This is a genomic window from Wolbachia endosymbiont of Pentalonia nigronervosa (genome assembly GCF_014534705.1).
Classification (GTDB): Bacteria; Pseudomonadota; Alphaproteobacteria; order Rickettsiales; family Anaplasmataceae; genus Wolbachia.
Genome location: NZ_JACVWV010000013.1, coordinates 1 through 26,502, shown reverse-complemented (window position 1 = coordinate 26,502; position 26,502 = coordinate 1). Strand labels below are relative to the sequence as shown.

28 protein-coding genes, 2 tRNA genes and 1 pseudogene are annotated in these 26,502 nt (G+C 33.8%); 15 read left to right on the top strand and 16 right to left on the bottom strand.

Annotated elements, in window-relative coordinates; genetic code table 11:
* Window positions 1-163 (top strand): annotated as a pseudogene (locus tag IC220_RS02610) (IS256 family transposase); the annotation flags it as partial.
* A gap of 332 nt (window positions 164-495) precedes the next feature.
* Here the strand turns inward: IC220_RS02610 and IC220_RS08065 are convergent.
* From IC220_RS08065 to trmB, 3 genes are all read right to left on the bottom strand, one after another.
* Window positions 496-5,448, bottom strand: a complete 4,953-nt coding sequence (locus tag IC220_RS08065; RefSeq protein WP_188153038.1) for an ankyrin repeat domain-containing protein — start codon at window positions 5,446-5,448, stop codon at window positions 496-498.
* Window positions 5,449-5,612: 164 nt separating this feature from the next.
* Window positions 5,613-6,482, bottom strand: a complete 870-nt coding sequence (locus IC220_RS02600; RefSeq protein WP_188153037.1) for a SurA N-terminal domain-containing protein — start codon at window positions 6,480-6,482, stop codon at window positions 5,613-5,615.
* Between the two features lie 37 nt (window positions 6,483-6,519).
* On the bottom strand, window positions 6,520-7,182 hold the full coding sequence (trmB, locus tag IC220_RS02595) for a tRNA (guanosine(46)-N7)-methyltransferase TrmB (protein ID WP_188153036.1): 663 nt from the start codon (window positions 7,180-7,182) through the stop codon (window positions 6,520-6,522).
* Window positions 7,183-7,282: 100 nt separating this feature from the next.
* On the opposite strand from trmB, the gene IC220_RS02590 reads away from it, so the two are divergent.
* The 3 genes from IC220_RS02590 to IC220_RS02580 are packed head-to-tail and all read left to right on the top strand — an operon-like array spanning window position 7,283 to window position 9,576.
* Complete coding sequence (locus IC220_RS02590; protein ID WP_188153035.1) at window positions 7,283-8,935, top strand: 30S ribosomal protein S1; 1,653 nt, start codon at window positions 7,283-7,285, stop codon at window positions 8,933-8,935.
* A 16-nt stretch (window positions 8,936-8,951) separates the two neighbouring features.
* The gene (locus tag IC220_RS02585) at window positions 8,952-9,224 is read left to right on the top strand and encodes an HU family DNA-binding protein (protein ID WP_188153034.1); all 273 of its coding nucleotides are present in this window, start codon (window positions 8,952-8,954) and stop codon (window positions 9,222-9,224) included.
* Window positions 9,225-9,240: 16 nt separating this feature from the next.
* Window positions 9,241-9,576 carry a cell division protein ZapA gene (locus IC220_RS02580; RefSeq protein WP_188153033.1) on the top strand — a complete coding sequence of 112 codons (336 nt, stop codon included), beginning with the start codon at window positions 9,241-9,243 and terminating at the stop codon, window positions 9,574-9,576.
* On the opposite strand, the gene IC220_RS02575 is transcribed toward IC220_RS02580, so the two are convergent.
* The gene (locus IC220_RS02575) at window positions 9,542-9,802 is read right to left on the bottom strand and encodes a succinate dehydrogenase assembly factor 2 (RefSeq protein ID WP_188153032.1); all 261 of its coding nucleotides are present in this window, start codon (window positions 9,800-9,802) and stop codon (window positions 9,542-9,544) included. The two genes, IC220_RS02580 and IC220_RS02575, sit on opposite strands and share 35 nt — an antisense overlap.
* Before the next feature lie 98 nt (window positions 9,803-9,900).
* On the opposite strand from IC220_RS02575, the gene rseP reads away from it, so the two are divergent.
* Genes rseP through fabZ form a run of 4 tightly spaced genes read left to right on the top strand, consistent with a single transcriptional unit; the run spans window position 9,901 to window position 14,301 of the window.
* The gene (gene rseP / locus IC220_RS02570) at window positions 9,901-11,025 is read left to right on the top strand and encodes an RIP metalloprotease RseP (protein ID WP_188153031.1); all 1,125 of its coding nucleotides are present in this window, start codon (window positions 9,901-9,903) and stop codon (window positions 11,023-11,025) included.
* Window positions 11,022-13,298, top strand: coding sequence for an outer membrane protein assembly factor BamA (bamA, locus tag IC220_RS02565; protein ID WP_188153030.1), 2,277 nt, complete (start codon window positions 11,022-11,024; stop codon window positions 13,296-13,298). The genes rseP and bamA overlap by 4 nt, the downstream gene beginning before the upstream one ends.
* A 54-nt stretch (window positions 13,299-13,352) precedes the next feature.
* Entirely contained in the window at window positions 13,353-13,853 is a 501-nt protein-coding gene (locus IC220_RS02560) for an OmpH/Skp family outer membrane protein (protein WP_410543324.1), read from the top strand.
* Window positions 13,854-13,857: 4 nt separating this feature from the next.
* The gene (fabZ, locus tag IC220_RS02555) at window positions 13,858-14,301 is read left to right on the top strand and encodes a 3-hydroxyacyl-ACP dehydratase FabZ (RefSeq protein ID WP_188153028.1); all 444 of its coding nucleotides are present in this window, start codon (window positions 13,858-13,860) and stop codon (window positions 14,299-14,301) included.
* Window positions 14,302-14,312: 11 nt separating this feature from the next.
* On the opposite strand, the gene IC220_RS02550 is transcribed toward fabZ, so the two are convergent.
* Window positions 14,313-15,527 (bottom strand): iron-containing alcohol dehydrogenase, encoded by a 1,215-nt coding sequence (locus IC220_RS02550; protein WP_188153027.1) that lies wholly within the window; start codon window positions 15,525-15,527, stop codon window positions 14,313-14,315.
* 34 nt (window positions 15,528-15,561) lie between these two features.
* Between IC220_RS02550 and dapE the strand changes: the two genes are divergently transcribed.
* Window positions 15,562-16,767: a succinyl-diaminopimelate desuccinylase gene (dapE, locus tag IC220_RS02545; RefSeq protein ID WP_188153026.1), complete on the top strand. Its 1,206-nt coding sequence runs from the start codon at window positions 15,562-15,564 to the stop codon at window positions 16,765-16,767.
* Here dapE and IC220_RS02540 read toward each other — a convergent pair.
* From IC220_RS02540 to IC220_RS02530, 3 genes are all read right to left on the bottom strand, one after another.
* Window positions 16,756-16,896: a hypothetical protein gene (locus IC220_RS02540; protein ID WP_188153025.1), complete on the bottom strand. Its 141-nt coding sequence runs from the start codon at window positions 16,894-16,896 to the stop codon at window positions 16,756-16,758. The genes dapE and IC220_RS02540 overlap by 12 nt on opposite strands.
* Window positions 16,897-16,950: 54 nt before the next feature.
* Window positions 16,951-17,910 (bottom strand): glutamine amidotransferase-related protein, encoded by a 960-nt coding sequence (locus IC220_RS02535; protein WP_223158743.1) that lies wholly within the window; start codon window positions 17,908-17,910, stop codon window positions 16,951-16,953.
* Between the two features lie 75 nt (window positions 17,911-17,985).
* A tRNA-Phe gene (locus IC220_RS02530) sits at window positions 17,986-18,058 on the bottom strand.
* A 71-nt stretch (window positions 18,059-18,129) separates the two neighbouring features.
* On the opposite strand from IC220_RS02530, the gene coaD reads away from it, so the two are divergent.
* Together coaD and IC220_RS02520 are read left to right on the top strand one after the other, a co-directional pair.
* Window positions 18,130-18,609, top strand: a complete 480-nt coding sequence (gene coaD / locus IC220_RS02525) for a pantetheine-phosphate adenylyltransferase (RefSeq protein ID WP_188153024.1) — start codon at window positions 18,130-18,132, stop codon at window positions 18,607-18,609.
* Window positions 18,610-18,678: 69 nt separating this feature from the next.
* The gene (locus IC220_RS02520; protein WP_188153023.1) at window positions 18,679-18,903 is read left to right on the top strand and encodes a zinc-finger domain-containing protein; all 225 of its coding nucleotides are present in this window, start codon (window positions 18,679-18,681) and stop codon (window positions 18,901-18,903) included.
* A 16-nt stretch (window positions 18,904-18,919) separates the two neighbouring features.
* On the opposite strand, the gene IC220_RS02515 is transcribed toward IC220_RS02520, so the two are convergent.
* The 6 genes from IC220_RS02515 to rpsB are packed head-to-tail and all read right to left on the bottom strand — an operon-like array spanning window position 18,920 to window position 23,243.
* Window positions 18,920-19,546, bottom strand: a complete 627-nt coding sequence (locus IC220_RS02515) for a phosphatidate cytidylyltransferase (protein WP_188153022.1) — start codon at window positions 19,544-19,546, stop codon at window positions 18,920-18,922.
* Entirely contained in the window at window positions 19,536-20,231 is a 696-nt protein-coding gene (uppS, locus tag IC220_RS02510; protein ID WP_188153021.1) for a polyprenyl diphosphate synthase, read from the bottom strand. The genes IC220_RS02515 and uppS overlap by 11 nt, the downstream gene beginning before the upstream one ends.
* Window positions 20,232-20,789 carry a ribosome recycling factor gene (frr, locus tag IC220_RS02505; RefSeq protein WP_188153020.1) on the bottom strand — a complete coding sequence of 186 codons (558 nt, stop codon included), beginning with the start codon at window positions 20,787-20,789 and terminating at the stop codon, window positions 20,232-20,234.
* Between the two features lie 11 nt (window positions 20,790-20,800).
* Window positions 20,801-21,529, bottom strand: coding sequence for a UMP kinase (gene pyrH, locus IC220_RS02500; protein WP_188153019.1), 729 nt, complete (start codon window positions 21,527-21,529; stop codon window positions 20,801-20,803).
* Between the two features lie 5 nt (window positions 21,530-21,534).
* On the bottom strand, window positions 21,535-22,404 hold the full coding sequence (tsf, locus tag IC220_RS02495; RefSeq protein WP_188153018.1) for a translation elongation factor Ts: 870 nt from the start codon (window positions 22,402-22,404) through the stop codon (window positions 21,535-21,537).
* On the bottom strand, window positions 22,401-23,243 hold the full coding sequence (gene rpsB / locus IC220_RS02490) for a 30S ribosomal protein S2 (protein WP_188153017.1): 843 nt from the start codon (window positions 23,241-23,243) through the stop codon (window positions 22,401-22,403). The genes tsf and rpsB overlap by 4 nt, the downstream gene beginning before the upstream one ends.
* 176 nt (window positions 23,244-23,419) lie before the next feature.
* Between rpsB and IC220_RS02485 the strand changes: the two genes are divergently transcribed.
* Window positions 23,420-23,496, top strand: a tRNA-Asp gene (locus IC220_RS02485).
* 274 nt (window positions 23,497-23,770) lie between these two features.
* Window positions 23,771-23,983, top strand: a complete 213-nt coding sequence (locus IC220_RS02480) for a hypothetical protein (RefSeq protein WP_188153016.1) — start codon at window positions 23,771-23,773, stop codon at window positions 23,981-23,983.
* Window positions 23,984-24,060: 77 nt separating this feature from the next.
* Here IC220_RS02480 and IC220_RS02475 read toward each other — a convergent pair whose 3' ends face one another.
* Both IC220_RS02475 and IC220_RS02470 read right to left on the bottom strand, forming a co-directional pair.
* On the bottom strand, window positions 24,061-25,215 hold the full coding sequence (locus IC220_RS02475; protein WP_188153015.1) for an ATP-binding protein: 1,155 nt from the start codon (window positions 25,213-25,215) through the stop codon (window positions 24,061-24,063).
* 172 nt (window positions 25,216-25,387) lie between these two features.
* Window positions 25,388-25,576, bottom strand: coding sequence for a hypothetical protein (locus tag IC220_RS02470; RefSeq protein ID WP_188153014.1), 189 nt, complete (start codon window positions 25,574-25,576; stop codon window positions 25,388-25,390).
* Between the two features lie 173 nt (window positions 25,577-25,749).
* Here IC220_RS02470 and IC220_RS02465 point away from each other — a divergent pair, with 173 nt between their 5' ends.
* Window positions 25,750-25,887: a hypothetical protein gene (locus IC220_RS02465; protein ID WP_188153013.1), complete on the top strand. Its 138-nt coding sequence runs from the start codon at window positions 25,750-25,752 to the stop codon at window positions 25,885-25,887.
* A complete protein-coding gene (locus IC220_RS02460) occupies window positions 25,841-26,302 on the top strand; it encodes an ankyrin repeat domain-containing protein (RefSeq protein WP_223158744.1) in 462 nt (153 codons plus the stop codon). The genes IC220_RS02465 and IC220_RS02460 overlap by 47 nt, the downstream gene beginning before the upstream one ends.
* Window positions 26,303-26,502: the final 200 nt, after the last annotated feature.

Here is a 26,502-nt window from a genome sequence, read left to right as displayed (position 1 = left end):
GACCAAGGGCTCATTTACCAGCATAAATGCCTTGTATAAGTTGGTATATTGTGCTATAAAGAAGGCAGAGGAAAAATGGACGATGCCTGTGCATGATTGGGCAGTAGCCATATCTCAGCTTGACATTTTCTTTCCTGGAAGATTGAAAATTGAGTTGAGCTAAAAATGTGGTTTGACACAGTTTATTTAACACTCCCTTATGAAGTTTGTTTGCACTCCGGATGACTGTGCAAAATACTTAAGATCATTATTACCAGATATGTCTAAAGAAACTAGTAGTGCTCCAAATATGAACAATTCTAATCCAGATGTGATTCCTAATATAGATCCGGTAACGTACTATATCGTTCCCCGTGATTGCATCGGCGGTTTACCAAAAGTTGCATCAATGAACTGACCTTACCCAGTTTTTTTGTATGTGATGCATTATAATCTCTGTGCTTTTTGATTCCTTTCTGGAGGTCTTATAACTTTACATCTGTACACCTAGGATTTTCAAAACAAAAAGTTCCATGAATTATCTAGACGCTCTAAACTTTGTTCTAGATTGATTATTTCATTATTATCTTCATTACCATTTCCATGAATTGATAAACTATTACCAAAATTAATGTATAAATCTTCTCCATAGCAACACTCACGAATTGGATTATGATAATTTTTATAACAAAGATCGTCACCTTTATAATGAATAAATTCATCTATGAGTTGCCCAACCTTTTTTCCTTCTTGCATAATCTCACACACATCAGCTCCTCCTGAGGAGTTTCCTTTAAGATGAAATATTGCCTTCCAGTTGTGATCATGATATCGGTGATATTTGTTGGCAATGTCTCCTTTGTCTAAAGATACATGGGTAACTTCAACGAATTTTGGTAATTGTCTGTATTCTGGGTCATATTTTTTATGTTCAGAAAGCAAATTTCCTAGGCTATTACATAATGCAAACTTCAATGTGCCCTCACTATCTTCTGCAACTCTTAAAAAGTTGAATTCCTGCGGTATTCTTATACTAGTACCAGTAATATGATTGCGTACATGTAACGTATTATCGTAAAAAAAGTATCCAATATCTGCAAAATCTCCAACAACAGTGTCTTTATTATCTACTACCCTAGCACTGCTGATTTCACCATAATTTTCTCCTTTTATGATATGAAACGTACCGGATGATGCTTGATAGCTACTAAGGGTTCTTTTATGTCTATCATGGTTGTCTCCTACCCCGCTAGTAGATTCTAGCTCTAAAAGCTCCATTGCATTATTATTAGGTAAGCCTGGTTCACCCTGTGGACCTGTTTCACCTTGTGGACCTGCTGGACCTGGTTCACCCTGTTTACCTGCTGGACCTGGTTCACCCTGTAGACCTGGTTCACCCCTTGGACCTGCTGGACCTGGTTCACCCTGTTTACCTGGTGCACCATCTTTACCAGGTTCTCCTTTTGAGCTTTCTTTAAATTTAGCATCGTCTTTTAATTTACCCACAACATTGCTTTGAAAATTACCATCTACCCTCAATTTATCTGCAATATCACCTTGAAAATTACTATCTACTTTCAATGTACCGGCAACACTATCTTGTAGATTTGTATTGCTGGCAACACCACCCTGCAAAGTTGTATTGCTGGCAACACTATCTTGCAACGTTTTATCACTTGCAACACCGCTAACAATAGCATTTTTTAATTTATCATCTTTGATCAACGCGTCAGCAACCTCTGTAGGGTTTGCATCCCTACCATCAAAACCTAAAAATCCTCGTTGACCCTCAAAACCCCGTAAACCTGGTTTACCATTTTCACCTGTATCACCCTTTTCACCCTTTGGACCTTGTTTACCAGGTGTGCCGTTTGGACCTGCTGGGCCTACCGGACCTGTTTCACCCTTTGGACCAGGATCTCCTTTTATGCTCGCTTTAAATGCATTATCGATCTTCAACTTGTTGGCAACACCTTGTTGGAAAGCACCTTCGCTCTTTAATCTGTTAGCGACCTCTTCTGGATTTGCATCTTTACCTGCTGGACCTTGTATACCAGGATCTCCTTTTATGCTTGTTTTAAATTCATTATTGTCCTGCAATTTATCTGCAACACCTTTTTGAAAATCACCATCATCCTTTAAACTGGTTGTAACATTGTCTGCAATAGCTTTTTGAAGTTCTCCACCATACTTGAATTTACCTGTAACACCTCCTTGAAAAGCAGTATTGCTCTGCAATTTTGTTGCAATACCTTGTTGAAAAGTACCATTGCCCTGTAAATTAGTTGCAACACCTTGCTGGAAAGCACCTTCGCTCTTTAATCTGTTAGCGACCTCTTCTGGATTTGCATCTTTACCTGGTCTACCTTCTGGACCTTGCATGCCATCTACACCATTTGTGCCGTTCGTACCATTTCTACCAGGATTTCCTTGTGGACCTGCTGGACCTGTTGGACCCTTTGGACCAGGATCTCCTTTTATGCTGTCTTTAAACGTACTGTCTGTCTTCAATTTATCAGCAACACTTTGTTGAAAAGTACCATTGCCCTGTAAATTGGTTGCAACACCTTGTTGGAAAGCACCTTCGCTCTTTAATCTGGTTGCAACACTGCTAACAATAACGTCTTTCGATGTACCACTGATTAACGCATTAGCAACTTCTGTAGGATTTGCATTTTGACCTGCTGGACCTCTTTCACCTCTTGAACCTGGTATACCCTGTTTACCTGTCTGACCTGTTGGACCCTGTGGACCAGGATCTCCTTTTATGCTTGTTTTAAATTCATTGTTTTCCTGCAATTTATCCGCAACACCTTTGTGAAAATTACTATTATCCTGCAAATTAATTGTAACATTGTCTGCAATAGCTTTTTGAAGTTCTCCACCATCCTTGAATTTACCTGTAACACCTCCTTGAAAAGCAGTATTGCTCTGCAATTTTGTTGCAATACCTTGTTGAAAAGTACCATTGCCCTGTAAATTAGTTGCAACACCTTGCTGGAAAGCACCTTCGCTCTTTAATCTGGTTGCAACCTCTTCTGGATTTGCATCTTGACCTGCTGGACCTCTTGGGCCTCTTAGACCTGCCGTACCAGGCGCACCATCTTTACCATTTTTACCATCTTTACCTGCTGGACCAGGTGCACCATCTTGACCTCTTCCACCACTTGGACCTGTTGGACCTACTGGACCTGTTGGACCCTTTGGACCAGGATCTCCTTTTATGCTGTCTTTAAACATACTGTCTGTCTTCAATTTGTTAGCGACCTCTTCTGGAGTTGCATCTTTACCATCTATACCATTTGTGCCGTTTGTACCATTTTTACCATCTTTACCATCTTTACCTGGTGCACCATCTATCCCGTTTGTACCTCTCTGGCCACGTGAACCCGTATCACCTTTTTCACCCTTTGGGCCTGGTGGACCCGTATCTCCTTTTAGGCTTGCTCTAAACTCAAGATCTTCCTTAAGAGCTTCTTTTACTCTCTCTGGTAAAGTATCATTTACAAACTTTATTGCTTCATACAGTGGAGTGCGACCGTCAGTATTCTTTGAATGAGGATCAGATGCTTTTGCCAAAAGCGCTTCTGCTGCTCTGAAATGACCTCCTCTGGCAGCGTCATGAAGTGGAATGTTATTACCATTATCTTTAAGTGTAACATCAGCTCCATTGCTCAGGAGCGCGTTCACTACAGGAATGTAACCTAACTCGGCAGCATTATGAAGCGGAGTTCTACCATCTACATCTTTAGAATTAACATACTTTACCCTGTCTTCCTCTACTAATTTATCTAATTTCTGTACTTCTTCTGGTTTTGTATTATCCGTGTTAAGTTCTATTATTTTTTCCTCTTTAAATTTTGTTGCCTTCTCCTCTATAAGTTCCCTTACTACGTCTATGGCACCCACTTTAGTAGCTTCATGAAGCGGAGTTTCCTTCTTACCATCCTGAACAGTGACATCAGCTTTATTCTTTATGAGCTCTTCTGCTATACTTTTGTAACCTGCATAAGCAGCTTTATGAAGCGGAGCTTCACCTTCCTTATTTTGAGTCTTATCTTGGAAATTAACATAATTTTTCTTTTCCTCCTCTGTTTCTTTTTCTGCTATAAGTGCTCTTACTACATTTAATTTATGCTGTTCTGTAGTTTCCCTATTAGATTCTGCAGCTTTATGAAGCGGAGTTTCACCAGAATTATCTTTGGAATTAACATAATTTATATCTTTCTTTTTTCCTTCTGCTATAAGCTTTGCTGCTGTCTGTGAGTGACCATATCTAGCAGCCACATGAAGTGGTGTTTCACCAGAGTTATCTACAGAAGTAACATCTGCTCCTTTTTCTATAAGTTTTGCTACTATTTTGGATTTGTCACTTATCAGCTTTGTTAACGCTTGTAATTGTGCCTCTCTTGCAGCTTGAGAATTATCTTTTGCATCTGGCATCTTATGCTCTACAGCTTTATGAAGCGGAGTTTTTTTAGATTTATCCTGGTGATTAACATTTGCTCCCTTGCCTATAAGCCTTGCTACTACATTTAAATGATTATTTGTGATAGCTTGATGTAGTAAAGTTTCGTCATTGTCATTCTTAAAATCAACCGTAGCTCCTTTTTCTATAAGCTTGTTTACTATGTCTGAGTAACTCTCAAGTGCAGCTTGATACAGTGGAGTTTTACCAAATTTATCAGGCAAATCAATCCTAGCTCCCTTTGTTATAAGATTTGTTACTGCGTGTGACATACCACTGCTGGCAGCCTTATGTAGCAAAGTTTCGCCATTGCCATTCTGAAAATTAACATTTGCTCCTTCTTTTATAAGCTGATTCATTACACTTAAATGATCATTTATTGCAGCGTGATACAGAGGAGTTTTACCATTATCATTTTGACAATCAACCGTAGCTCCCTTTTCTATAAGCTTTTCTATAAGCTTTGCTACCGTCCATGAACGACCATTTCTGGCAGCGCTATGAAGTGGAGTGTCACCAGACTTATCCTTAAGATCAATCATAGCTCCACTATCTATAAGCTTTGCTACTACATCTACATGACCTTCTGATGCAGATTGATGCAGTGGAGTTTCTCCATTTCTATCCGGGGAATTAACCTTAGCTCCCTTTTCTATAAGCTTTGCTACTATTGTTAAGTAATTATTTTTGGCAGCCACATGAAGTGGAGTATCACCAGTACTCTCCTGAAGATCAACCGTAGCCCCCTCATTTATAAGCTCTGTTACTACCTTTAACTTGTTCTGTTCTGTAACCACCTTCTGTGCATCAGTCATGCGGGATTCTGCAGTCTCGTTCCGTTTTGCAGCTTTATGAAGTGCAGTAACACCAAAAAAATCCTGAGAATTGACATCAATTCCCTTGTTTATACATTCTTTTACTTTTTCTAAATTTCCGTCACTTGCATACTGTAAAAATTTATCCACGCTACAAATCGTCACAGTACTATCGCTTGCTGTCATTCTTTCTTCCTCTTAATTTCTAAAGCGTATGTAATACAATACAATTAATGACAATTTATTAACTAGCTGTACTAACTTATTGGTTGATTATATTAATGATGTAAGGAAATAGAATTTCTTCTCTTTTGCTTAATCCGCAACTGAATTTCTAGTTTTTTCTTCCCTTATTTAAAATTCTTATGGTAATTGACAATTGCATTTTTACGTATTTCATCAAATAGCATAGAGCTTTGTTTCATGATTTTTTGTTGGTATATTCCCTGTTTAATTGCTTCTATATCAATTTTATCACTTTCGATGTTGCATAACATGATCAGTCTTGCAGTGCTGCCTTCCTTAATTTCTACTATTTCATTTATGTTTGTCTTATTAAATAAAACCTGTAGTTCAGGGTTTAAGTCTCTCATTTTTATTTTAAATTCTTTTATGCTTGGTAGTTTTAGATCATTTGTTAATTTATTAAAATTTGAACAATTAGCTTTTTGCTTTTTGAGATTTTCTAGTGCACCATCTGAATCTTTGACTATGATCTGTTTTAAACTTAAAGTACTATTCAGTACTTCTTGCCTTCTAGCATTATCTACTTCTTCATCACTTACTCCATGGATAAATGGAACAATTCTAGCTTCAATAATTTTATTCCATAATAATTGATATTTTATTTGTTTGGTCAACCCTTTAAGGTCTATATCATGCTTTTTTGTGTATTGACTGACTTCTTCCGCCTTGAGTTCAAAATTCTGAGTGAAAAATGATACAACGGAATTGTTTATTTCTTCATCGCTGAGCTTTATATTTAACCTATGCGACTCATTAGTAATAATAATTTCATCTACTAGTTGTTGCAATATTTGAGACCTCACTTCTCTTGGGTTGATATTTTGATTGCCAAACAATGAAGTGATTAACTTAATGCGTTTTTCAACATCTAGATTTGAAATTGGCTCGCCATTTACATCAGCAATAATTTCAATATCAGTGGCAAATAACTTAAGTGGCAATATTACCAATAGTAAAATCAGTATTCTATGCATAAAACTGTTTAGTTAATGGTTGATTGTATAATAAATACTAAGTCAATGCTAGAGGTCTAGTAAACCTTACTTTAAAGAATCTTACTTCATGTTGATATTTGAGTGCTTTTTTGTGATATTTGGTAATAGGACAATTGGAAAAATCCGTTTCTGTGAACATCAGGCAATGGCATTGTTCTATATGTGATATTATCCATTTTGCATAATCTTGATGATCAGTTGCTATTAGTATCTCCCCTGTTTTTAACATTTTTTTTGTTAGTAAATTTAAAAATTCTATGTTAATCAAACGTCTCTTATGATGGCTTCGTTTTGGCCACGGATCTGGAAATAAGATGAAAAATCTTTCAATACTGTTATCAGGAAAATTGATAAGCAGTTTTCTTGCATCTTCAACCCATATTAGAATATTTGTTATGTCATGCTTTTTTACATCCATTAACAAATTGGAAACCCCCTTTAAATAAGGCTCACATCCTATAAGTAACACTTCAGTTTCATTTTTAGCTTGGTGAAGCATATTTTCACCGCTGCCGAAACCTATTTCTACCCATATTCTTTTGTGTGAATTTATGATTTTTTCTATGTACTCTTGACTGCTTTGTATAGAATATTGCTCAAATGCTTGATTAGTACTAGAGTTTAGCCTAGACCTTCTAGAAAATGACTTAATCCATTTTTTGTTTTCAATAGCGTGCATATAATATTATTACTATAAATTCTAAGTTATGTTTGAGAAATCACTTGTCACTAGTCTCTAATGTTATATAATATATGAATTCTAACAAATATAAAATTAAATGAATAACAACAATCTTTCTGTCAATCTGCCGTTTATTATTAAAAAATTATCATCCAATAAATTTATAGAAGATATAAATCAAGATTTATTTGAAGGTAATGACGATGGTTTATTTGGAGATTCCTTTGTTAACAAGATAAAAGAAGGTTGTGTTGTTGAAGGTACGATTACAAGAATAAACACTAATGATATTGTAGTTGATATTGGCTTGAAATCTGATGGAAGAATTCTTATAAAGGAACTTGCTAGTGGCGATGAAATTGCAATAGGCTCCAAAATCAAGGCATACGTAGAAAGAATTGAAGACTATAATGGTAATGTTGTTCTCAGTCGTGAAAAGGCAATTAAAGATGAGAAGTGGAATAATTTAGAATCAGATATGGCTACAAAGTCTGAAGTGGATGGAGTGATAAAACGCTCAATCAAGTGTGGTTTTATTGTTGATCTAGGTGATGGGCTTAGTGCTTTTTTACCACTGAGTCATGTGGATTTGAAGCAAGTAAAAGATGCTAATCATCTGATTGATACTGACCAAAAGTTCATTATTCTTAAAATGGATAAGAAGCAAGGCAATATTGTAGTATCAAGAAAATTGGTATTAGAGAAATCACATGCTGGCGGAAAAATTAAGTTTTTAGAGTCTTTAAGTGAAGGTGACGTAATAGAAGGAAAGATAAAAAGCATTACCAATTATGGCGTGTTTGTTGGTATCCACGAGTCAGATGAAGCAGGGGTTATAGATGGTTTATTACATATTACGGATATATCTTGGACTAGAGTGAGTCATCCATCAGCAGTTTTCACATGCGGACAGAACATTAAAGTTAAAATTATAAAAATCGATAGAGAGGGTGCTAAGGTTTCTTTGGGCGTGAAACAATTAGAAGATAATCCTTGGAAGGATGTGGAATCAAAATATTCGATTGGTAGCGTGTATAAGGGTCATGTAACAAGTATAGAAGATTATGGGTTATTTGTTGAACTTGAGCCTGGAGTTGAAGGTTTAGTTCACTCATCAGAGATCACTTGGATTAGGAGTAGTTTACCAGTAAGTAGTCTTGTAACAAGGGGACAAGAGGTACATGTCAAAATTCTAGGCATTGATATTACAAAAAATAGAATGAGCTTGAGTATGAAAGAGTGTACAGATAACCCTTGGCAAGTGATGATCAATAAATACCCTATTGGCTCTGTTGTTTCTGGTAAAGTGAAAAATAATACTGGTTCATATCTATCTATCACTTTTGATAACCTTGAAGCAAGTGAAGGCGTGGAAGGAACAATATATGCAAGGGATTTAAGTTGGTCTAAGCACAGCTCAGATGAAATTAAGAAGTACAATGTAGGTGATCAGATAGAAGCAAAAATAATAAGAGCTAATGTGAACCGAGCAAAAATTTATCTTGGTGTAAAGCAAATAGAGCATGATCCCCTTGAAGAATTAATAAAAAAAGTCAAAGTAGGTGATAAAATACAAGTTACTGTAAATAAAAAGGAAGACAATGGAATAATTGTTGAAGCTGAAAATGATGTATTTATGTTAATAGAACAAGAAAATCTGCCAGAGGGTAAAAAGTTCTCTATATCGGAAAAAATAGAAGCTAAAGTGTTAGGTACTGAAGAATATAAAATAATATTGTCTGCTAAGTGAAAGATGTGTTTTTGCCATGGCAACGAAGTCTGATATAATAAAAAAAATTGTGGAGAAGTATTCTTTTTTAGACAAAGTGCTAGTTATAGCAGTGGTTGATAAATTCTTTGCAATGCTTTCAGAAACACTAAGAAATCATGATAGGATTGAGTTTAGGGGATTTGCTTCTTTTTCAATTAGGAGCTATAGTGTAGTAAATAGTTCTATATCAAGTAAGTTAAAAAAGAATAAGTACTTTAAAGTATACTTTCGTAGTAGTCAAAGTCTATCTAACTTAGTGAATGAATAGAGGTTGAAGTGCTAGAATGAAGACAATAGAAATCACTATACGTAACAATAAGTATAAGATTTCCTGTGAGAGTGAAAAGAAAGATCATTTGCTATATTTGGTTAATCGTTTCAATAAATTAGTTAATTCTATATCTCAAAAGACCGGAGGTAAAGGTTCAGATTCATTGAATTTTTTACTTGCAGCTCTGACACTTGAAGATCAAATTCAAGAATTAACAAAACAGCTGGATAAAATAAATCAAGAATATACAGAATATAGGAATCAAAAGAAAATGGAGTATACTGAGATGTTAAATAGAGTAAATAAAATTATAACTAATCTTGAACACGCAAAGAAACAATCAAACTAAATATTCTCTCGTCTAAGTTGGAAGGGAGATCTTTTTTGTTAGTTATATAGCAGTATAACTCATGATCATCAAGATCAACTATTTTTTCGTACTCTATCAGCTCGTATAAAGAAAATGTATTGAGGTATTTTGATGCAAAATATCCTAAAAGAATATCGGTTTCTTTACAACCTCTGTGCCAACTTCTATACATTAATTTTTTCCTTAACAAAAGGCTGCCTACCATACATATCAAAATTTTTTTAATTTAAAGGCTAAATTAAACACTTGTCAAGCAATGTATGCTCTAATATAATTAATATTTAATTAAGATTTAAATATACAGTGGGTACAGTTTTTAGTTTTGTTGGTGATACAGCATATTACCTTTTGTCATTTTCCCTGATAATCTCTATTATAGTTTTTGTCCATGAATATGGTCACTATATTGTTGCTAAGATTTGTAAAGTGAAGGTTGAGGCATTTTCTATAGGCTTTGGTCCTGAAATTTTTAGCTTTAATGATAAATCTGGCACTAAGTGGAAGTTAAGTGCTATTCCTCTTGGTGGTTATGTTAAAATGTTAGGGGATGCAAATGAAGCAAGTATCCCTTCTAAGCAACAAGAGTTAACTGATGAAGAAAAGTTATACTCATTTCATATAAAGCCGCGATACCAAAAAGCAGCAGTAGTTTTTGCAGGGCCTTTTGCAAATATTATATTTACTGTAATGGCTTTGACGATGTTTTTTTATATAGAAGGTTATTATCACACACCTCCAGTTATTGGGAATGTCATAAAAGACAGTGCAGCTGAAAAGGTCGGTTTATTGCCGGGTGATACTATCATACAAGTCAATAATCAAAAAATAATACACTTTGAAGATATTTCACGTATAGTGATATCAAACCCTAAAACAGAAATGGCAATTGAATATGAACGAAATAGTGAAAAACATAAAGTGACGTTAATGCCCTTAACAGTTAAAGGCTATGATGTGTTTGGTAACGTAATAGAAAAAGAAAGTATAGGGATTGTTTCGAATATGGGTGGATTGAAGAAACCATCTTTTTTTGGGGCTGTAAACTTATCAATAAGTGAAACTTACCATACTATGCACTTAACAGTAAAAGCTATAGTGCAAATGATAGTTGGAAAACGTAGCGTAAGTGAAATGAGTGGACCAATAAAAATTGCAAAGTATTCAGGTCAATCAGCTAAGAGAGGAATGACTGCGATTTTGTACTTTATGGCCATGATTTCAGCTAGCTTGGCTGTAGTTAATTTACTGCCGATCCCATTATTAGATGGTGGGCACTTGTTTCAATATATTGTAGAAGCGGTTATACGTAGAGATTTAAGTTTAAAGTATCAAAAATATGCAGCTACTTTGGGAGCTTGTATATTGTTTTCACTAATGGCATTTACAATTTATAATGACATCAAATATATTATTTTTAATAAGGCATGAGAAAACTATTTTATATATTATTAATAGTTTTTATTCCTGTGTTGCTTGCTGCACTTGAAAGTAAAGTAGAAGTTAGAGATATTAAAATTATTGGTAATGAGCGAGTAAGCAATCAGACAATAGATTTTTACATGAAGTTAAAAGCCGGTGATTATGTGGATGATAATGATGTAGATTTAGTTATAAAGGACTTATATAAAACAAAATTATTTGCCAATGTGAATGCTTATATTGATGAAGAAAGAAATTTAATAATAAAAGTTCAGGAAAATCCGCTAATTAACAGAATAACATTACGAGGTAATAGATTATTTAGTGACAAGGAGTTGTTTGCTAATGTAATTCAGTCTAAGCCGCTAAACATTTTTACTGAGGCAAAATTACAAAGTGATTTGATGAATTTAATCACGGCCTACAGAAATAATGGCAAGATTGGCGCTAAAGTTGAATATGAATTGGCTACACTTGACAGTAATAGGGTAAATCTAATTTTTAAAATAAAAGAAGGTAAAACTTCTAAAGTTAAGAGTGTAAGATTTACAGGCAACAAGAATTTTTCTGAAGATGAATTAAGACAAGTTATTAAAATACACGATAATAATATATTTAATAAGTTATTTAAGGCTCTTTTTAAGGGTATAAATAATTACTCTCCTCAGTACTTATTAGTTAATACAGAACTACTTGACCGTTTTTATTCATCTAAAGGATATATTAATAATAATATCCAGCCAATTATTGAGGTTGATAATACCCACCAAGTACATCTAACCTTTTTAATTGATGAGGGGCGGCAGTATTTATTTGGAAATAATACAATTAGTATCGAAAATGAATTACGCCTTGAAAAAGAGATCTTGAAATTTATTACAGAGGAAAGCAATCAGGTATTTAATAGAATCAAAATTAACAACACAGTAGAAAAAATAAATAAGTATCTGAATGAAAAGGGTTATGTATTTGCAAAAGTTAATCCGGAGTACACACAACATGACGATGTTGTAGATGTAACCTATAAAATATTTCCAGGTAAAAAGATTTACATAAATCACATTACAATTGATGGTAATAACCGCACCTCAGACGAAGTTATTAGAAGTAAGTTAAGCATAGCAGAGGGTGATGCGTACAATATATTAGAAATTCAGAAGTCACGTAGAAAGCTACTTGGTAGCGACTTTTTCTCATCAGTAAAAATAAGCAATTACACAATTAACGACAATGCTGTTGACCTTAACATAAATGTAAAGGAAAAAGGAACCGGTACAGTTTCTCTAGCAGGGGGAATGTCTTTTCCTGGTGGGGCATTTTTTAAAACCGATATAAAAGAGCCAAATTTGTTTGGTAGTGGTAAGGAGATTTCCTTTTCATTAGAGAAAAGTCAGTACTCGTTCTTAGCTGATATAGAAATTATTGAGAACAATTTTAATGACTCTGATACGTCGTTAGGTGCTGGTTTGTTTTATGAAACACAACGAAATCCAAATACTAATTTCAGTAGTGAAAATTATGGATTTTCAACAAAAGTATCGTATAAAGTTATAGAGAATTTAAGCAATTCCCTTCGCTACTTTTTTAAATACAACAATGTGTCTCAAGGCGAAGGTCAAGACACAATTAAAGATGAAAACATAATTTCAGCAGTGGGTTATACGTTAGCATATAATAAATTAGATAATCTATACTTTCCCAGAGATGGATACTTACTACGTCTTAGTCAAGATGTCTCAGGGCTTGGAGGAAATGTACATTTCTTAAAGTCTGAATTTTTATCCTTTTTTGCTCGTCCTATATTGAAGAGATTTGATGATGACATAATATTGCGTCTTAAAATGGCAACGGGTTATATTTTTTCATATACTGATAGAAGTTTAGGTGCCGATCAACATTTTTTTAAAGGTGGTAATGAAGTCAGAGGATTTGATCTTACCGGTATTGGTCCAAGAAGTAGAGGTAGTGAAAAGTCATTAGGAGGTAAATTTTACTTTAATGCCACACAACAAGTAGATTTTCCATTACCAAAGTTGTATGATCAAGCTGGTATCAAGGGTTCGTTATTTATTGACTGTGCAACACTTTTCGATGTAGACTGTGCAAATAATAGGTGTAATGACATGTATCCAGATGATAAACTTTTAAGGGTGTCAGTTGGTTTTGGATTTTCAATGCCGTCTCCTTTTGGTAGGCTTAGGTTGGATTTTGGTTTTCCACTAGTGTGGGAAGACTATGATAAGTTACATTGTATTAAATTTTCTATAGAAGCAGGAGTTTAAATGAAACATTTACATTTGTTCTTTTCAGGTATTTGTATACTTTTTGCCATTATTATGGCATATATGACGTATGATCGTTCAAAATATGGTTCATCTCATCATCATACAGTAGCAATTGTTGATAGTGATAAGGTGATTAATGGTTCTCTTGCCTTGCAAGACGTGCAGCAGCAGATAAGAGAGCAGAATGATAAGTTACAACAAGAATTTGAAAAAGAGCTAGAAAAAGTCAAACCATCGCAGGAAGAATTTGATCTTTTATCAGAAGAAGCTAAAAAAGAAAAGGCAGAGCAGTTTAGTAAATATGCTGCACAAGCTAGAGATGACTATGCTAAGAAGGGATCTGATTTGGAAGAGAGTTATAAAAATTCAGTGGATAGTATTTTTAACAAAATCAAAGAAGTAGCCAAGAAAATAGCAGAAAGTGAAAAAGTAGATTTGGTATTATTTGTTTCAAGTAAAAACCTAATTTTATATTCAAAAGACAGAGTGGATTTATCTGATCAGGTATTGAAAAATGTCAATAAAGCTATGCCAAAATTCGTTGTAAAGTAAGTTTATGCAACTTAATATCGGTGATATTATAAAAATATTACCGCACTCTTATCCATTTTTGTTGGTGGATAAAGTGACAGAATGTGATCCTGGTAAAAGCATAAAAGCAGTGAAGAATGTAACATTTAATGAGCCATTTTTTATTGGTCATTTTCCTGGACATCCAGTAATGCCAGGTGTTTTGATTATTGAATCTCTTGCTCAAGCAGCTGCAGTGTGCGTTCTTAGTAAAGAAAGTCCAGATGTACTAAAAAATACAGTGGTTTATTTCATGTCCATCGAAGGTGCAAAGTTTAGAAAGCCAGTTACTCCAGGGGATACACTTATTCTTCAAGTCAGTGTTAAAAGTACGCGTTTGAAGGCATGTAAATTTGAATGCGCTGCATACGTTGGTGAAGAAAAGGTTGCAGAAGCAACAATTTTAGCTATGCTGCAGAGTACAAAATAGAACTTTATTTTTTACATGATTTTCATGCAATTAGCCAGATCAAGAAAGGTAAATCTATTTCTTGTAGCAAATGCGAGATTCACTATTTTATAGTATTGCTCATTATTCCAACCTAAATGCTCTGGTAAATGTGGAATTGATAATTCTGCAAAAATTTTCTGCAGGCTTTGAGCAGGTAATAAAATTTTCTTGACTGTATGAGAAATATCTTCCCACTTTTCATGAATAATTTTATCAATACTCTGTTGCATAGATTGCTTTTGCTCTAGAATTTCTGCAAATTTATTACTTGAAGATATAAGATTACCGAAGCACTCTGTGATATGCTCCATACTTACAGGAGATGGTTTTACAATTGGATTCTGTATAGACAATATTTTTTCCTGTAAATTAGCCATAGTAATAGTTGCAACAGCAACTTTCTCGCCATGAAGTGAAGAGTAATCTCTTGTCACCATTTCCATTGCGTGAGCTATCATGTGTTCTCCCTGGCTTGCAGAATGGCTACCTCCTACAATTACCATCCCTATCCCCGAAATCAATAAAGCCTCCATTAACAACAATATGGTCTCCGTACTTTTTTTAGCTAAACCCATATATTCTTCGAGTAAAATTTTCTCTATATCGTGTGAGAATGTAAAGGGTAGAGAGTTGTATTCCGTACCGAACAATAGGTGAGACAACAACCAGTCAGCCTGAGTTGTTGAACGACAAATGAAATCTGCAAAGCCACTTAATGTTAAGCGTAATGGTGAATTGATAAATATATTGATATCAATGTATATGGCTTTTGCAAGATGCGTGTTGAATGACTTTTTTTGCCCATTTGCTAATATTGAAGCATTTGTAGAAGTATATCCATTCATAGAAGCAGCCGTTGGAAATAATATATAATCTTTGCCTTCGAGATAACTTGCATATTTACAGATATCGTTCACAGTGCCGCTACCGAATGCGACTATTAACTCTTTGTTTTTTGTTTTATTTTGTATTAACTCTACAATGTCAAGAGAGGCAATAGAATTACTGGGAATAATGAAGTTAGGAATTTTACTGAGCACACTTTTATTTAAAAGTTTTTCTGTATTTTTATCCGCAACTAAAAAAATATTATTTGAATATTGCTGACAGATTTCATAGATGTTGCCTGCAAGATTATACTCTACTATTATTTCTTTAAAAAAAATTTGTTTGTTTTGATGCAATATTTTCTTTAAATGATACATAAAATACTTACAATGTATATATTTCAAGGTTAGTATGAAAATTGAACCTGTAGAGATAACTAAGAAGTTAATTTCTTTTGAGAGTATAACACCCAAAGATGGCGGCGCAATAGAATATATATCAACAATTCTTAAAAAAAGTGGTTTTGATTGTAAAATTTTGGAGTTTGGTAATGATAAATATAAGGTAAAAAATCTCTATGCAAAATATATAAATGGAATACCGAACTTATGCTTTGCTGGACATGTTGATGTGGTGCCACCAGGCCAGTTGAAAGATTGGACTTCAAACCCATTTAAGCCGGAAGTGAGAAATGGAATATTATATGGGAGGGGTGCATGTGATATGAAAAGTGGAGTGGCAGCATTTATTGCTGCTATGGTAAATTTAATAGCAGAAAAATTTCAATTTAACTGCTCAGTTAGTGTATTAATTACTAGCGCTGAAGAGAGTACAGAGGAGTGTGGAACAAAAGCAGTTTTGAAATGGATGGAAAGTAAACAGAAAAAGATAGATTATTGTATAGTTGCTGAGCCAACTAGTAGTGAAAAGCTAGGAGACACTATAAAAATAGGTAGAAGGGGATCTGCAACATTTAAATTAATTTGTTATGGAAAGCAAGGGCATGTTGCTTATCCAGATTTAGCAGATAATCCAATATATAAAATTATAGCTATACTAAACAAAATAAAGGATATTACTTTTGATCATGGTAATAAGTATTTTCAACCATCAAATTGTGAAATTACCACAGTAGATGTTGGAAATAATACTGATAATTTAATACCAGGCTCAGTAACTGCATGTTTTAATGTTCGGTATAGTAATGCACAAACGCCTGATGGTTTATATATGCTAATTGATAGTGTGTGTTCTAGTATTACAAAAGATTATCGACTTTCCATGCATAACAGCAGAGATGTATTTTTATCTACTCCTGACCGAAACACTGATATTATGCTTGATGCAATAAGCAAAGTTACCAACATTGACGCTATGCTCAGCACGAGTGGTGGTACATCAGATGCTGCATTTATCAAGGGAGTTTGTCCAGTTATTGAGTTTGGCATGGTTAATAAAACTGCACATCAGATAAATGAATGCGTATTAATTGAGGACATATATAAATTAACAGCTATATATAAGGAATTTATAAAAAATTACTTTTTTTCTGATAACAAAATAATAAGTGAGATTAATATAGTAGGTAATACTGGTGGTCCATTGTTAACCGTCTAAAGACATTAGACCTCTTGCAAAGCCTATTTCTGACGGCAATTTTGTTGTCAAAACTTGTCTACGCTCCTCAAATACATCTAAGTATTCTGCGGTGCTCGCCTGCGTTTCTCCTAAAACGTTTCTCGTCATAAATTGGTTTTGCAAGAGGTCTATTAGATCTCTCAAAACTTGATATGATGGCAATTATTTACGATAAAGGAAGTCATGTACTATTGAAATTGCCACTAATATTGATTTTTTAAGCTCTTGTGGTTTTTCTAAATAAAAGTTTTTATCTGATTTTAAAATAAGAGCTTCCGGATGGCTTTGAAAATGAATATTGCTATGTCTATCTTCAATGGCTGTTATCATTCCATCATTTGAAAACCCTACGACTTTATATCCTAGTGATTCTAATTTTATTCTATTTTCAAGACTGTTATTTACTGCTTCTACATGAGTATCAGGAAAATATGTTGAGAACCATCCGTTTTCATCCGGCATTAAAAACTTAGATACTATTTCTGCCAAGCGACTGTTTGGTACAATTTTTATTTGTTGAAGCGTTACATCCTCTTGTTGTGGATTGTTTAAGTGAGATTTATGTTGTTTTTCATCATCAGAAAAATGCACGATCTCAACTACTTGTGCATTCATAATACCCTGCAAACCACTACATATACTAAGTAGATGGATTGAAGGATTATCGTCTACTATTTGTACAATTGCTTCAGTTACAAGCTGATAATAAGAATTAGGGGAAAGAGGTCCTGAATGTAAGTTATCAGGAATGAAGATTCTGTTGATGTTTTGCTCTTTGATAAATTTTTCAATTTCAGTTTTTATTTGATTTAACGTTAGCTTTTGTGCCAGTTTTGTATCTTGTTTTGCAAAGTGAAGAGATTCTTCATTAATTTTTTCTAGGTTAATTAATTTGTTATAATCAATCAGTACAGTTTTAACTTTAAAGTTATTAAACATCTCATAGATGTCTTGAGATGCATATGTTTCTTCCTCTGCTTTAAGCAACCCAACAATAATATTACTACTTTTTGTATGTGTATCATTTGTAGGAGAATGTGCATAAATAAAGCCACTATTAAATAGCAAGATTATTAATAGTAATTTAAATATTTTATGACAATACTTATAAGTATAAATCATGTAAAATTTCATTAATGCAATATATTAACATTACGATATACTATCTACAAAAAATAAACTTGTTGAGAAGTAAAGTGGCCTGAGCAGGAATCGAACCAGCGACACAAGGATTTTCAGTCCTTTGCTCTACCAACTGAGCTATCAGGCCAATTGTATACTTCTATATTTAAATAAAAAATGTTACTATGTCTATTAAAAGTTTTGAAATTAACATAAAAAATGCAAAAAATAGGAATTTATCCAGGAACATTTGATCCTATTACTTTCGGTCATGTTGACATAATAAAAAGAGCTTGTAAGTTAGTTGATAAATTAATTATTGGAGTTGCAGAAAGTACACATAAAAATTCTACTTTCGATGTTAAATTACGCACAAAAATGGTTGAAAATGAAATTAATGAATTAAAAATTAATGCCGGTGTTGTGTCCTTTAATGGATTATTAATAAATTTTGCAAAAGATCAGGATGCTTCTTTTATTATTAGAGGCTTAAGGGCAGTATCAGATTTTGATTATGAGTTTCAGATGAGTTGGGTAAATTATAAACTTCTTCCTGAAATAGAAACTATTTTTCTTCCTGCTTCTGAAGATACTCAATTTGTCTCATCAAGTCTTGTGAAAGAAATCGCAAGGCTGAAGGGGGATGTGAGTAAATTTGTATCACAAGGTGTAAAAAATGAGCTTGATAAGCTTATATAGAAGTGTCTATTGTTTTTTAATCCTCAATGGGATATATTATAATAAAGTGTTGTAATAAAAAGGAGCAACATGCTAGAAGTAAAAGTTAACGATAAACAAGTTTGTTGTCATGGTGATGAAGGTGACGGTGACGGAAGTTACAGTCACCCTAAGATATATTTAGATATGGGAGATTATGAAGAGAATATAGCTTGTCCTTACTGTGGTAGGGTATTCATTTATGATTGCACTGTAGAAGCGCATACTAGTAATGAGGATAAGGAGATAGTACTCGTTGATGAAGAGGAGTGCTAATTTTTTATAGTTGGCTTTAACATATATAAATTGCAACAAGTGGAGCAGTAAAAATGAAACTGTCCATACGATCAAGAATACCTCCATGACCTGGTATAATGCTGCTACTGTCTTTAACACCATAAGCTCTCTTTATAAGTGATTCAGTAAAATCTCCTAATTGAGAGACAATGGCAAGTATAATTCCCATTATGGGAGAATAAAGAATGGGAAATAATCTGAGAAACAACGATCCAAGAATTGTGAACACTATACCAGCCAGGATTGCTCCAGCAAGTCCTGACCAGGTTTTACCAGGACTAATAACTGAGCAAATTTTTGCTCCACCAAACTTTTTACCAAATAGGTAAGCAGTGACGTCAATTCCCCAAATAGTTAAAATAAGCCATATTATAATGTATTTTCCCTGCGGCAGATTATATAAATATATTAATGAAGCATTTGGTAATGCAATTAATAATAATGCAAAAACATATAAGATTTTATTTCCTCGTGTTAAATTATACCACTCAAAAGAAGATAAAACTGCTATTGAAAAAATTAGCAAATAAAACGATAAATCGCTGAAGTACACTGCAGAGGAAAATATAAATAGTATTACTGTTGCAGATAACGTCCTAATAATAAAATTACTATCTACCATATTTTCTCTCCCTTTTTACATATTCTTGTAGTGCTTTTGTTAGATGCTTGCAAGAAAAATTAGGCCACAAAGTATTACAAAAATATAATTCAGCATAAGCAGCTTGCCACAATAGAAAGTTACTCAACCTTTTTTCACCACCAGTGCGGATTAGTAGATCCAATTGCGGAAGATCTTTAGTATAGAGAAATTTTTCAAATTTCTCTTCTGATATACAATTAACATTACTTTGCATGAGCACACTAATAGCTTGTATAATTTCTTGTTTTGCCCCATAACTTATTGCGATAGTAAGCAATAAACCATTGTTGTTACGTGTAATTTCTTCTACTCTTCTCATTTGTTCTAATATGCTGTTGGGTAGTAAGTCGAGATTACCGATAAAATTTAATTTAATATTGCAGTTGCAGATAAAATTAATCTTATCTTCATTTGTTAAAACAGAATAAAATAAATCAAAGAGACCATCAGTTTGATCCTTAGGCCTTAACCAATTCTCCATAGAAAATGCATATAGAGTTAGGTATGGTATAGTAAGAGTGGCACAATATTTAGCGATATTATATGCAACTTCACTACCTTTCCTATAACCATCAATTTTCATTTTTCCTTGATTTATTGCCCATCTGCTATTGCCATCCATAATTATTGCTAGATGCTTTGGCAAATGCTGAGAATCTATCATTTAGTGGTGCAATATATCTTTTTCTTTGGTAGATAATTCACTATCTATCTTTTTGATATTGTCGTCAGTGATATTTTGTACTTCTTTTTTAATACTGTGAAGATCATCTTCTGAAATTTCTTTATTATCCTTCATCTTTTCTATTTCTTCTATTATATCCCTGCGTATATTTCTGATTGCAATGCGTGCATTTTCAGCGAATTGATGCAATAACTTCACTAATTTTTCACGCGTTTCTTGTGTTAAATCTGGAAGAACTATACGTATGGTACTGCCTTCAACAGCAGGGTTTAAGTTTAGGTTAGCATGTAATATAGCATTTTTCACTTCACCGACAGTGCCTGCATCCCAAACCTTTATTAAGAGGGTCTTAGTATCTACAATTGATACACCAGCAACTTGATTTAACTTTTGGTGTCCTCCATAGACATTCACCACCACACCATCGAGTAATGATGCGCTAGCTCTGCCAGTGCGCACACCTTTAATATCATCATGAAAAGATAGGATAGTTTTTGACATTCTGTCTTTTGTTTTAATTTTTATCTCATTTAACATAAATCACCCCTTTATTTAGAATCTGAAACCATAGTATAAACTCCTTGACCCATAATAATATTAGCCATTTTTTCTTCTTTCAAAGAAAAAACTATAATAGGGATCGAGTTTTCTCGTGCAAGTGAAATAGCAGATGCATCCATTACCTTTAAATCACGAGCTAATAGATCTGTGTAAGAGAGTCTATCGTACATTACAGCATCTTTATTTTGTTTTGGATCAGCCGAATATACACCACTTACCTGTGTACCTTTTAAGATAGCATTACAATTCATTTCAACAGCACGTAAAGCTGCAGCTGTATCTGTTGTAAAAAATGGATTACCAGTTCCTGCTGCAAAAATTACGACTCTGCCTTTTTCCAAATGGCGAATAGCCTTTCTTCTTATGTAAGGTTCACATATAGTAGTCATAGGTATGGCAGACAATACTCTGGAAACTATAGAGTTTTTTTCTAAGAAATTTTGTAAAATTAAAGCATTAATGGCAGTTCCAAGCATTCCAATATAGTCACTACTTGCTCTTTCGCAACCACTTAAAGAAGCAGATGCACCACGAAAAATATTGCCACCACCAACAACAATACAAACCTGAACTCCAAGATTACAAACTTCAACTATACCTTTAGACAACTCGCTAATGGTCTCCATGTCATGACCAAATTGTTTTGATCCCATTAAAGCTTCACCAGAAATTTTAAATAGCACCCTGGAATACTTCACTTTCTTTTTTTTATCCATTAAGCTTAGCTTGCACCACCCAAAATAAGTAACTTATAATCAAATAATTTAATAGGACAATTTAAACTCAGACCGCTTGACTCTATAAAATTAGAGATACTCATCTTATCGTCCTTGATAAATTTTTGCTCTAATAAAACAACTTCTTCATAATACTTAGCCATACGACCATCTATTATCTTTTTTATTACTTCTTCAGGTTTATTTAAACTCTTTACTTGTTCCTCAATTACGGAGCGTTCATTGTTTAACTTTTCTTGATCTAAGTCATTCACGGATAAAGCCTCAGGATTCATAGCAACTACGTGCATTGCTATTTGTTTTCCTACTTCCTGTAACTTTACTTTATCTCCAGGTGATTCTAGCACAACTAAAGCACCAACTTTACCTAAGTGAGATATGGAACCATGTACATAACCTGCAACAACTCCATTTTTAGCTTCTACGTAACAGACTCTACTCAATTGCAATTTTTCACCAAGAACTGAACTGCTGTTCATGATAGCTTCCTGTACTGTACCAATCCCTTCATACTTAACACTGTATAAGTCATCTATACTAGTACAACGTTCTTTACAAGCAAGCAAAGCTAAGTTTGATAACAACTCCATAAATCTTTCATTGCGTGCAACAAAATCTGTTTCACAATTTAGTTCAATCAATACACCGTAATCTTCAGTTAAATGCATAGCTATTAAACCGTCCAGAGCTACTCTATCTGATTTTTTACTAGCTTTAGCGAGTCCTATAATACGTAATTTTTCAACTGCCTTATCAATATCTCCATCACATTCTTCCAGTGCTTTTTTGCAGTCACTTACACCTGCACCAGTTCTATCACGTAACGATTTTATGTCACTTATATCTATTTTCATTTGTCGTCACCTCCTTCTTCGTTTTCCTTATAAATCTTACCACGTTTTTTTCTTGTTTGTACAACAACCTCTTCCTTTTCTAGTTTATCGTGAATGAACTCACCATCACTTACACCATCAAATTTAACTCCAGATTGTGCTAAACTCGACTCTATTCCAGCTAATATAGAATCAGCAGCAAGCTTGCAGTAGAGTTCTATCGACTTTCTTGAATCATCATTTCCAGGTATAGGGCAAGTAATGTTATCTGGATTAGAATTAGTATCAAGTACTGCAACTAAAGGAATACCTAACTTTTTTGCCTCTCTAACAGCGATATGTTCTTTATTAGTGTCAATAATAAATAAGATATCAGGTACTGCTCCCATTTCTCTAATACCACCTAGAGACTTATCAAGTTTTTGCCTTTTCTTATCGATATTTCCTAATTCTTTTTTTGTTAAAGTACTGTTCTCGTCATTTAATATGTTTTCATATTGTATTAAGGTTTTTATCGAGGAAGACACAGTACCCCAATTGGTAAGCATGCCACCCAACCAACGATAATTTACATAATATTGACCGCAACGAATGGCTTCACTTGCTATAATGTCCAGAGCTTGAAATTTCGTACCAACGAACAATATTCGACCGCCTCGAGATGCAACATCATGTAAGGCTTGCATAGCAGCCTTTAATAATGGAAGAGTTGTTCGCAGATCAATTATATGTATACGATTTTCTTGATGTATTCCATATATATACGGAGCCATCTTTGCATTCCAGCGGCTAGTTTTGTGACCAAAGTGCACACCAGCTTCAGCTAGATTACGTGTAGTAACTTCAGGTATATTTACCATATTAAAAATCCTCCAAATAGTTTATCCTCCATGGCATGACCCTTAATGGGACTACTTGCTTATGTGCCATGTGCAAAGTTAATTACTTATATACTAATGAAAAATGCAGTGCGAAGCAAACAAAAAATATTGACAAACCACAGTATAGTTATTAACTTTAAGATTGACATTTTAAGGGGGGTGTAGCTCAGTTGGTTAGAGCGCATGCCTGTCACGCATGAGGTCGTGAGTTCAAGTCTCATCACTCCCGCCATATTTCTTTTTGAACTTATCTATATTATATTTTACATAATTGTAAAACCCGCCCAATTGGCCAACTTTTTCCCAGTATACGTACGGCATTTTGTATCTAATTACTTGTCCTGAAATACCCCTTTATTTAACATAATTTATTAATTTTTCGTATTTTTCTCAAAAGGGTAGGACATTTTTACCCATTATTGAGAAAGTCTATAAGTAAACAATTAAAAATTTTGTTACACTAAAGAAGTAGGTTTTGTTAAAAAAAATATTTAATTCAAATAGCATTGCAAGCGCTAAACATACTTTTTCAACTTCCAATCATAAATATTAAAGAATTAAGTAAAAGATTAGATAAAGCATATAACACAGTAAATAATCTCATTCTACAATTTGTCGAAATTAAGGTATTAGTGGAAGACAAAAATAATAAAAAGCGTAATAAGCTTTATAGATTCGAGGTTTATCTAGAACTTCTTGAACGAGATAAACTAGAATAAGTTGAAGTATAATAGACCTCTTTCGAAACTTGGTTTATGGTAAGAAGAGAAGTGCGCCGTAGAATACTCGGATGTACTTAAAGATCTTCAAAGAACATTTCCTCTATTCCCTTTATCGGTATAAGTTTAACTTTTGCATGCAATCCATTCTGTTGACCTGTATAGATTAAGTATCCCTTAGCTACTTTAGAAAGTTCACAAAAATACTGTACATTTTTTATAAAATCACTCTGAAATGTTGAACCAGCCTTAATTTCAATAGCATGAATATTACCACCCCACTCTGCTAGCAAGTCTACCTCATGGCCAGTTCGATCACGCCAAAAGTATAGATTAGTAGGTAATCCTTGATTGAGACGTTTCTTCACAATTTCTAAGATAATCAAATTTTCAAATAAGGCTCCTTTAAGATAATGTGTTTCCAATTGACTTTCCTTTTCAAGGCCAAGGAGTGTACAAACAAGACCAGTGTCATAAAAATATAACTTTGGCATCTTGATTAAACGTTTATTAAAATTTTGATGAAATGGCTGAAGAAAAAATATTAGATAACTAGCCTCTAAAATATTTAGCCACTGTCGTACAGTTGTATGAGAGATGCCACAATCTTGAGCAAGAGATGATAGGTTAATGATCTGACCTACTCTACCCGCACAAAGCTTGAGAAAAGTTTGGAATCTGCCAATGTTTTCAATATTTTTTAATTGTCTAACATCTCGTTCAATATAAGTTTGAATATAGCTAGGATAAAAATCAATAGGATGCATATTACGCTGATGTAATCCTGGATATCCACCATTAAAAATATTTAAGGTAATATCTGTAGGTTTGCCAAGTTCAGATAAGCTTAAAGGCAATAGTGTTGTCATACCTATACGTCCTGAAAGAGATTGAGAAACATGGTGATTAAGGGCAAAATTTTGAGAGCCCGTCAGTATATACCTACCATTCACAGGAGAATCATCAACTATTTCTTGAAGATATGACAACAGATCAGGTACATGCTGCACTTCATCAAAAATAGCACCCTTTTGATAATTAGCCAGAAAAGCCCTAGGATCATTTTGTGCTTGAAAACGAATATCAATATTTTCTAAGGATACATACGGCAGCTGCCCAAATAACATCTTTGCTGTAGTTGTTTTTCCAGACTGCCTTGGTCCTGTAATACCTAAAACAGGATAAAGCTTAGAAAACCTTTCTAGAACTGGTGTTATAGAGCGAAAGTACATAGATTGAATTTTATAATTTCAATATGCAGTATACTACAAAAAATCAAGAATAACAAGGGCATTTAGTACCAGCAGAAACATAAAGAAACTTCAACACGTTGACCTGCCATTTACAAGTTGAGTTATTAGCTTTAGCTACTTAACTTCACAAGCTTGTTAAATTCAAGGTACTTTATATAACAGTCTCCTTTTTGAGTCTTTCTATTTCATTAATAGCAAGCCCTGTAGATTGTGATATGACATCAATTGCTACGCCAACCTTTAGAAGATTTTTTGCCACTTCGATTTTAGCAGACTGAACTTTATGTTGTAAAATAACAGATTCATCACGGAGACGTTTAGTTTCATGGTTATATTCCATTAATTCCTGATCAGACCAATAATAAGGAAAGGTCATTTTTTGGATTAAGCAGCTTTGAAAGTATCATAATATAAGGATAAATTTTTATTATTATACTATACATTTATAGTAACAACAAATTGACAATACAAAGCTTATAAAGTAAAATCAGGAGCTAAATAAGATGGAGTATTATGACCTCCAACAGAGAACTAAATGAAGATCTACGTTATGCTGCAGGAATATATAGTCTTAATAGGGTTAAAGAATTAGTAGAAAAAGGAGCTGACTGTAAGGCTAGATGGCGATACACCACTGCATTATGCTGCTGAATCAGGTGAATTGGAGAAAGTAAGGTATCTTGTAGAAGAGAAAGGATGTGATGTTACAACTATCAATAAATCTGGTTTAACTCCTTTGCACAGAGCTGCTAGATGGCGTTCTTTAGAGATAGTAAAATACCTTGTAGACAAGGGCGCTAACTTCAAGATTGGTATCGAGTATGGTGAGACTCCTTTTCATGAAGCTGCCGCAGGAGGAAATGTAGATATAGTGAAATACCTCATGGAAAAAGGATTTAATCTCAAAGCTACTGAAAATGGTAGTTTAACATCACTACATAAAGCTGCATACTATGATAATCTAGAAGTGCTTAAGTATCTAGTAGAAAAAGGGGCTAATCTCAATAGACCTCTTTCAAAATTCATATCATCAACTCAAAATTGTAAATTCCAGCAATTAAATTAAACCTAAGAAGATGTCTTGAAAAGAAATGAAAAGATAAATATACTAAAGCAAATGTAGAATTAAGAGGTAAAAAAATGTATCCAAGTGACATAAGTGACAAAGAATGGGAAATACTAGAGCCATACGTTGCACAAGGGGCAATAGGAAGGCCAAGAAAACACGATATTAGAGCGATTATTAATGCAATAAGATATATAATG

Bases quoted from the DNA above. Each gene is read 5' to 3' on its own strand.
- IC220_RS08065 (WP_188153038.1), bottom strand. From the start codon at position 5,448: ATGACAGCAAGCGATAGTACTGTGACGATTTGTAGCGTGGATAAATTT.
- IC220_RS02600 (WP_188153037.1), bottom strand. From the start codon at position 6,482: ATGCATAGAATACTGATTTTACTATTGGTAATATTGCCACTTAAGTTA.
- trmB (WP_188153036.1), bottom strand. From the start codon at position 7,182: ATGCACGCTATTGAAAACAAAAAATGGATTAAGTCATTTTCTAGAAGG.
- IC220_RS02590 (WP_188153035.1), top strand. From the start codon at position 7,283: ATGAATAACAACAATCTTTCTGTCAATCTGCCGTTTATTATTAAAAAA.
- IC220_RS02585 (WP_188153034.1), top strand. From the start codon at position 8,952: ATGGCAACGAAGTCTGATATAATAAAAAAAATTGTGGAGAAGTATTCT.
- IC220_RS02580 (WP_188153033.1), top strand. From the start codon at position 9,241: ATGAAGACAATAGAAATCACTATACGTAACAATAAGTATAAGATTTCC.
- IC220_RS02575 (WP_188153032.1), bottom strand. From the start codon at position 9,802: ATGGTAGGCAGCCTTTTGTTAAGGAAAAAATTAATGTATAGAAGTTGG.
- bamA (WP_188153030.1), top strand. From the start codon at position 11,022: ATGAGAAAACTATTTTATATATTATTAATAGTTTTTATTCCTGTGTTG.
- IC220_RS02560 (WP_410543324.1), top strand. From the start codon at position 13,353: ATGGCATATATGACGTATGATCGTTCAAAATATGGTTCATCTCATCAT.
- fabZ (WP_188153028.1), top strand. From the start codon at position 13,858: ATGCAACTTAATATCGGTGATATTATAAAAATATTACCGCACTCTTAT.
- IC220_RS02550 (WP_188153027.1), bottom strand. From the start codon at position 15,527: ATGTATCATTTAAAGAAAATATTGCATCAAAACAAACAAATTTTTTTT.
- dapE (WP_188153026.1), top strand. From the start codon at position 15,562: ATGAAAATTGAACCTGTAGAGATAACTAAGAAGTTAATTTCTTTTGAG.
- IC220_RS02540 (WP_188153025.1), bottom strand. From the start codon at position 16,896: ATGACGAGAAACGTTTTAGGAGAAACGCAGGCGAGCACCGCAGAATAC.
- IC220_RS02535 (WP_223158743.1), bottom strand. From the start codon at position 17,910: ATGATTTATACTTATAAGTATTGTCATAAAATATTTAAATTACTATTA.
- coaD (WP_188153024.1), top strand. From the start codon at position 18,130: ATGCAAAAAATAGGAATTTATCCAGGAACATTTGATCCTATTACTTTC.
- IC220_RS02520 (WP_188153023.1), top strand. From the start codon at position 18,679: ATGCTAGAAGTAAAAGTTAACGATAAACAAGTTTGTTGTCATGGTGAT.
- IC220_RS02515 (WP_188153022.1), bottom strand. From the start codon at position 19,546: ATGGTAGATAGTAATTTTATTATTAGGACGTTATCTGCAACAGTAATA.
- uppS (WP_188153021.1), bottom strand. From the start codon at position 20,231: ATGATAGATTCTCAGCATTTGCCAAAGCATCTAGCAATAATTATGGAT.
- frr (WP_188153020.1), bottom strand. From the start codon at position 20,789: ATGTTAAATGAGATAAAAATTAAAACAAAAGACAGAATGTCAAAAACT.
- pyrH (WP_188153019.1), bottom strand. From the start codon at position 21,529: ATGGATAAAAAAAAGAAAGTGAAGTATTCCAGGGTGCTATTTAAAATT.
- tsf (WP_188153018.1), bottom strand. From the start codon at position 22,404: ATGAAAATAGATATAAGTGACATAAAATCGTTACGTGATAGAACTGGT.
- rpsB (WP_188153017.1), bottom strand. From the start codon at position 23,243: ATGGTAAATATACCTGAAGTTACTACACGTAATCTAGCTGAAGCTGGT.
- IC220_RS02475 (WP_188153015.1), bottom strand. From the start codon at position 25,215: ATGTACTTTCGCTCTATAACACCAGTTCTAGAAAGGTTTTCTAAGCTT.
- IC220_RS02470 (WP_188153014.1), bottom strand. From the start codon at position 25,576: ATGGAATATAACCATGAAACTAAACGTCTCCGTGATGAATCTGTTATT.
- IC220_RS02465 (WP_188153013.1), top strand. From the start codon at position 25,750: ATGACCTCCAACAGAGAACTAAATGAAGATCTACGTTATGCTGCAGGA.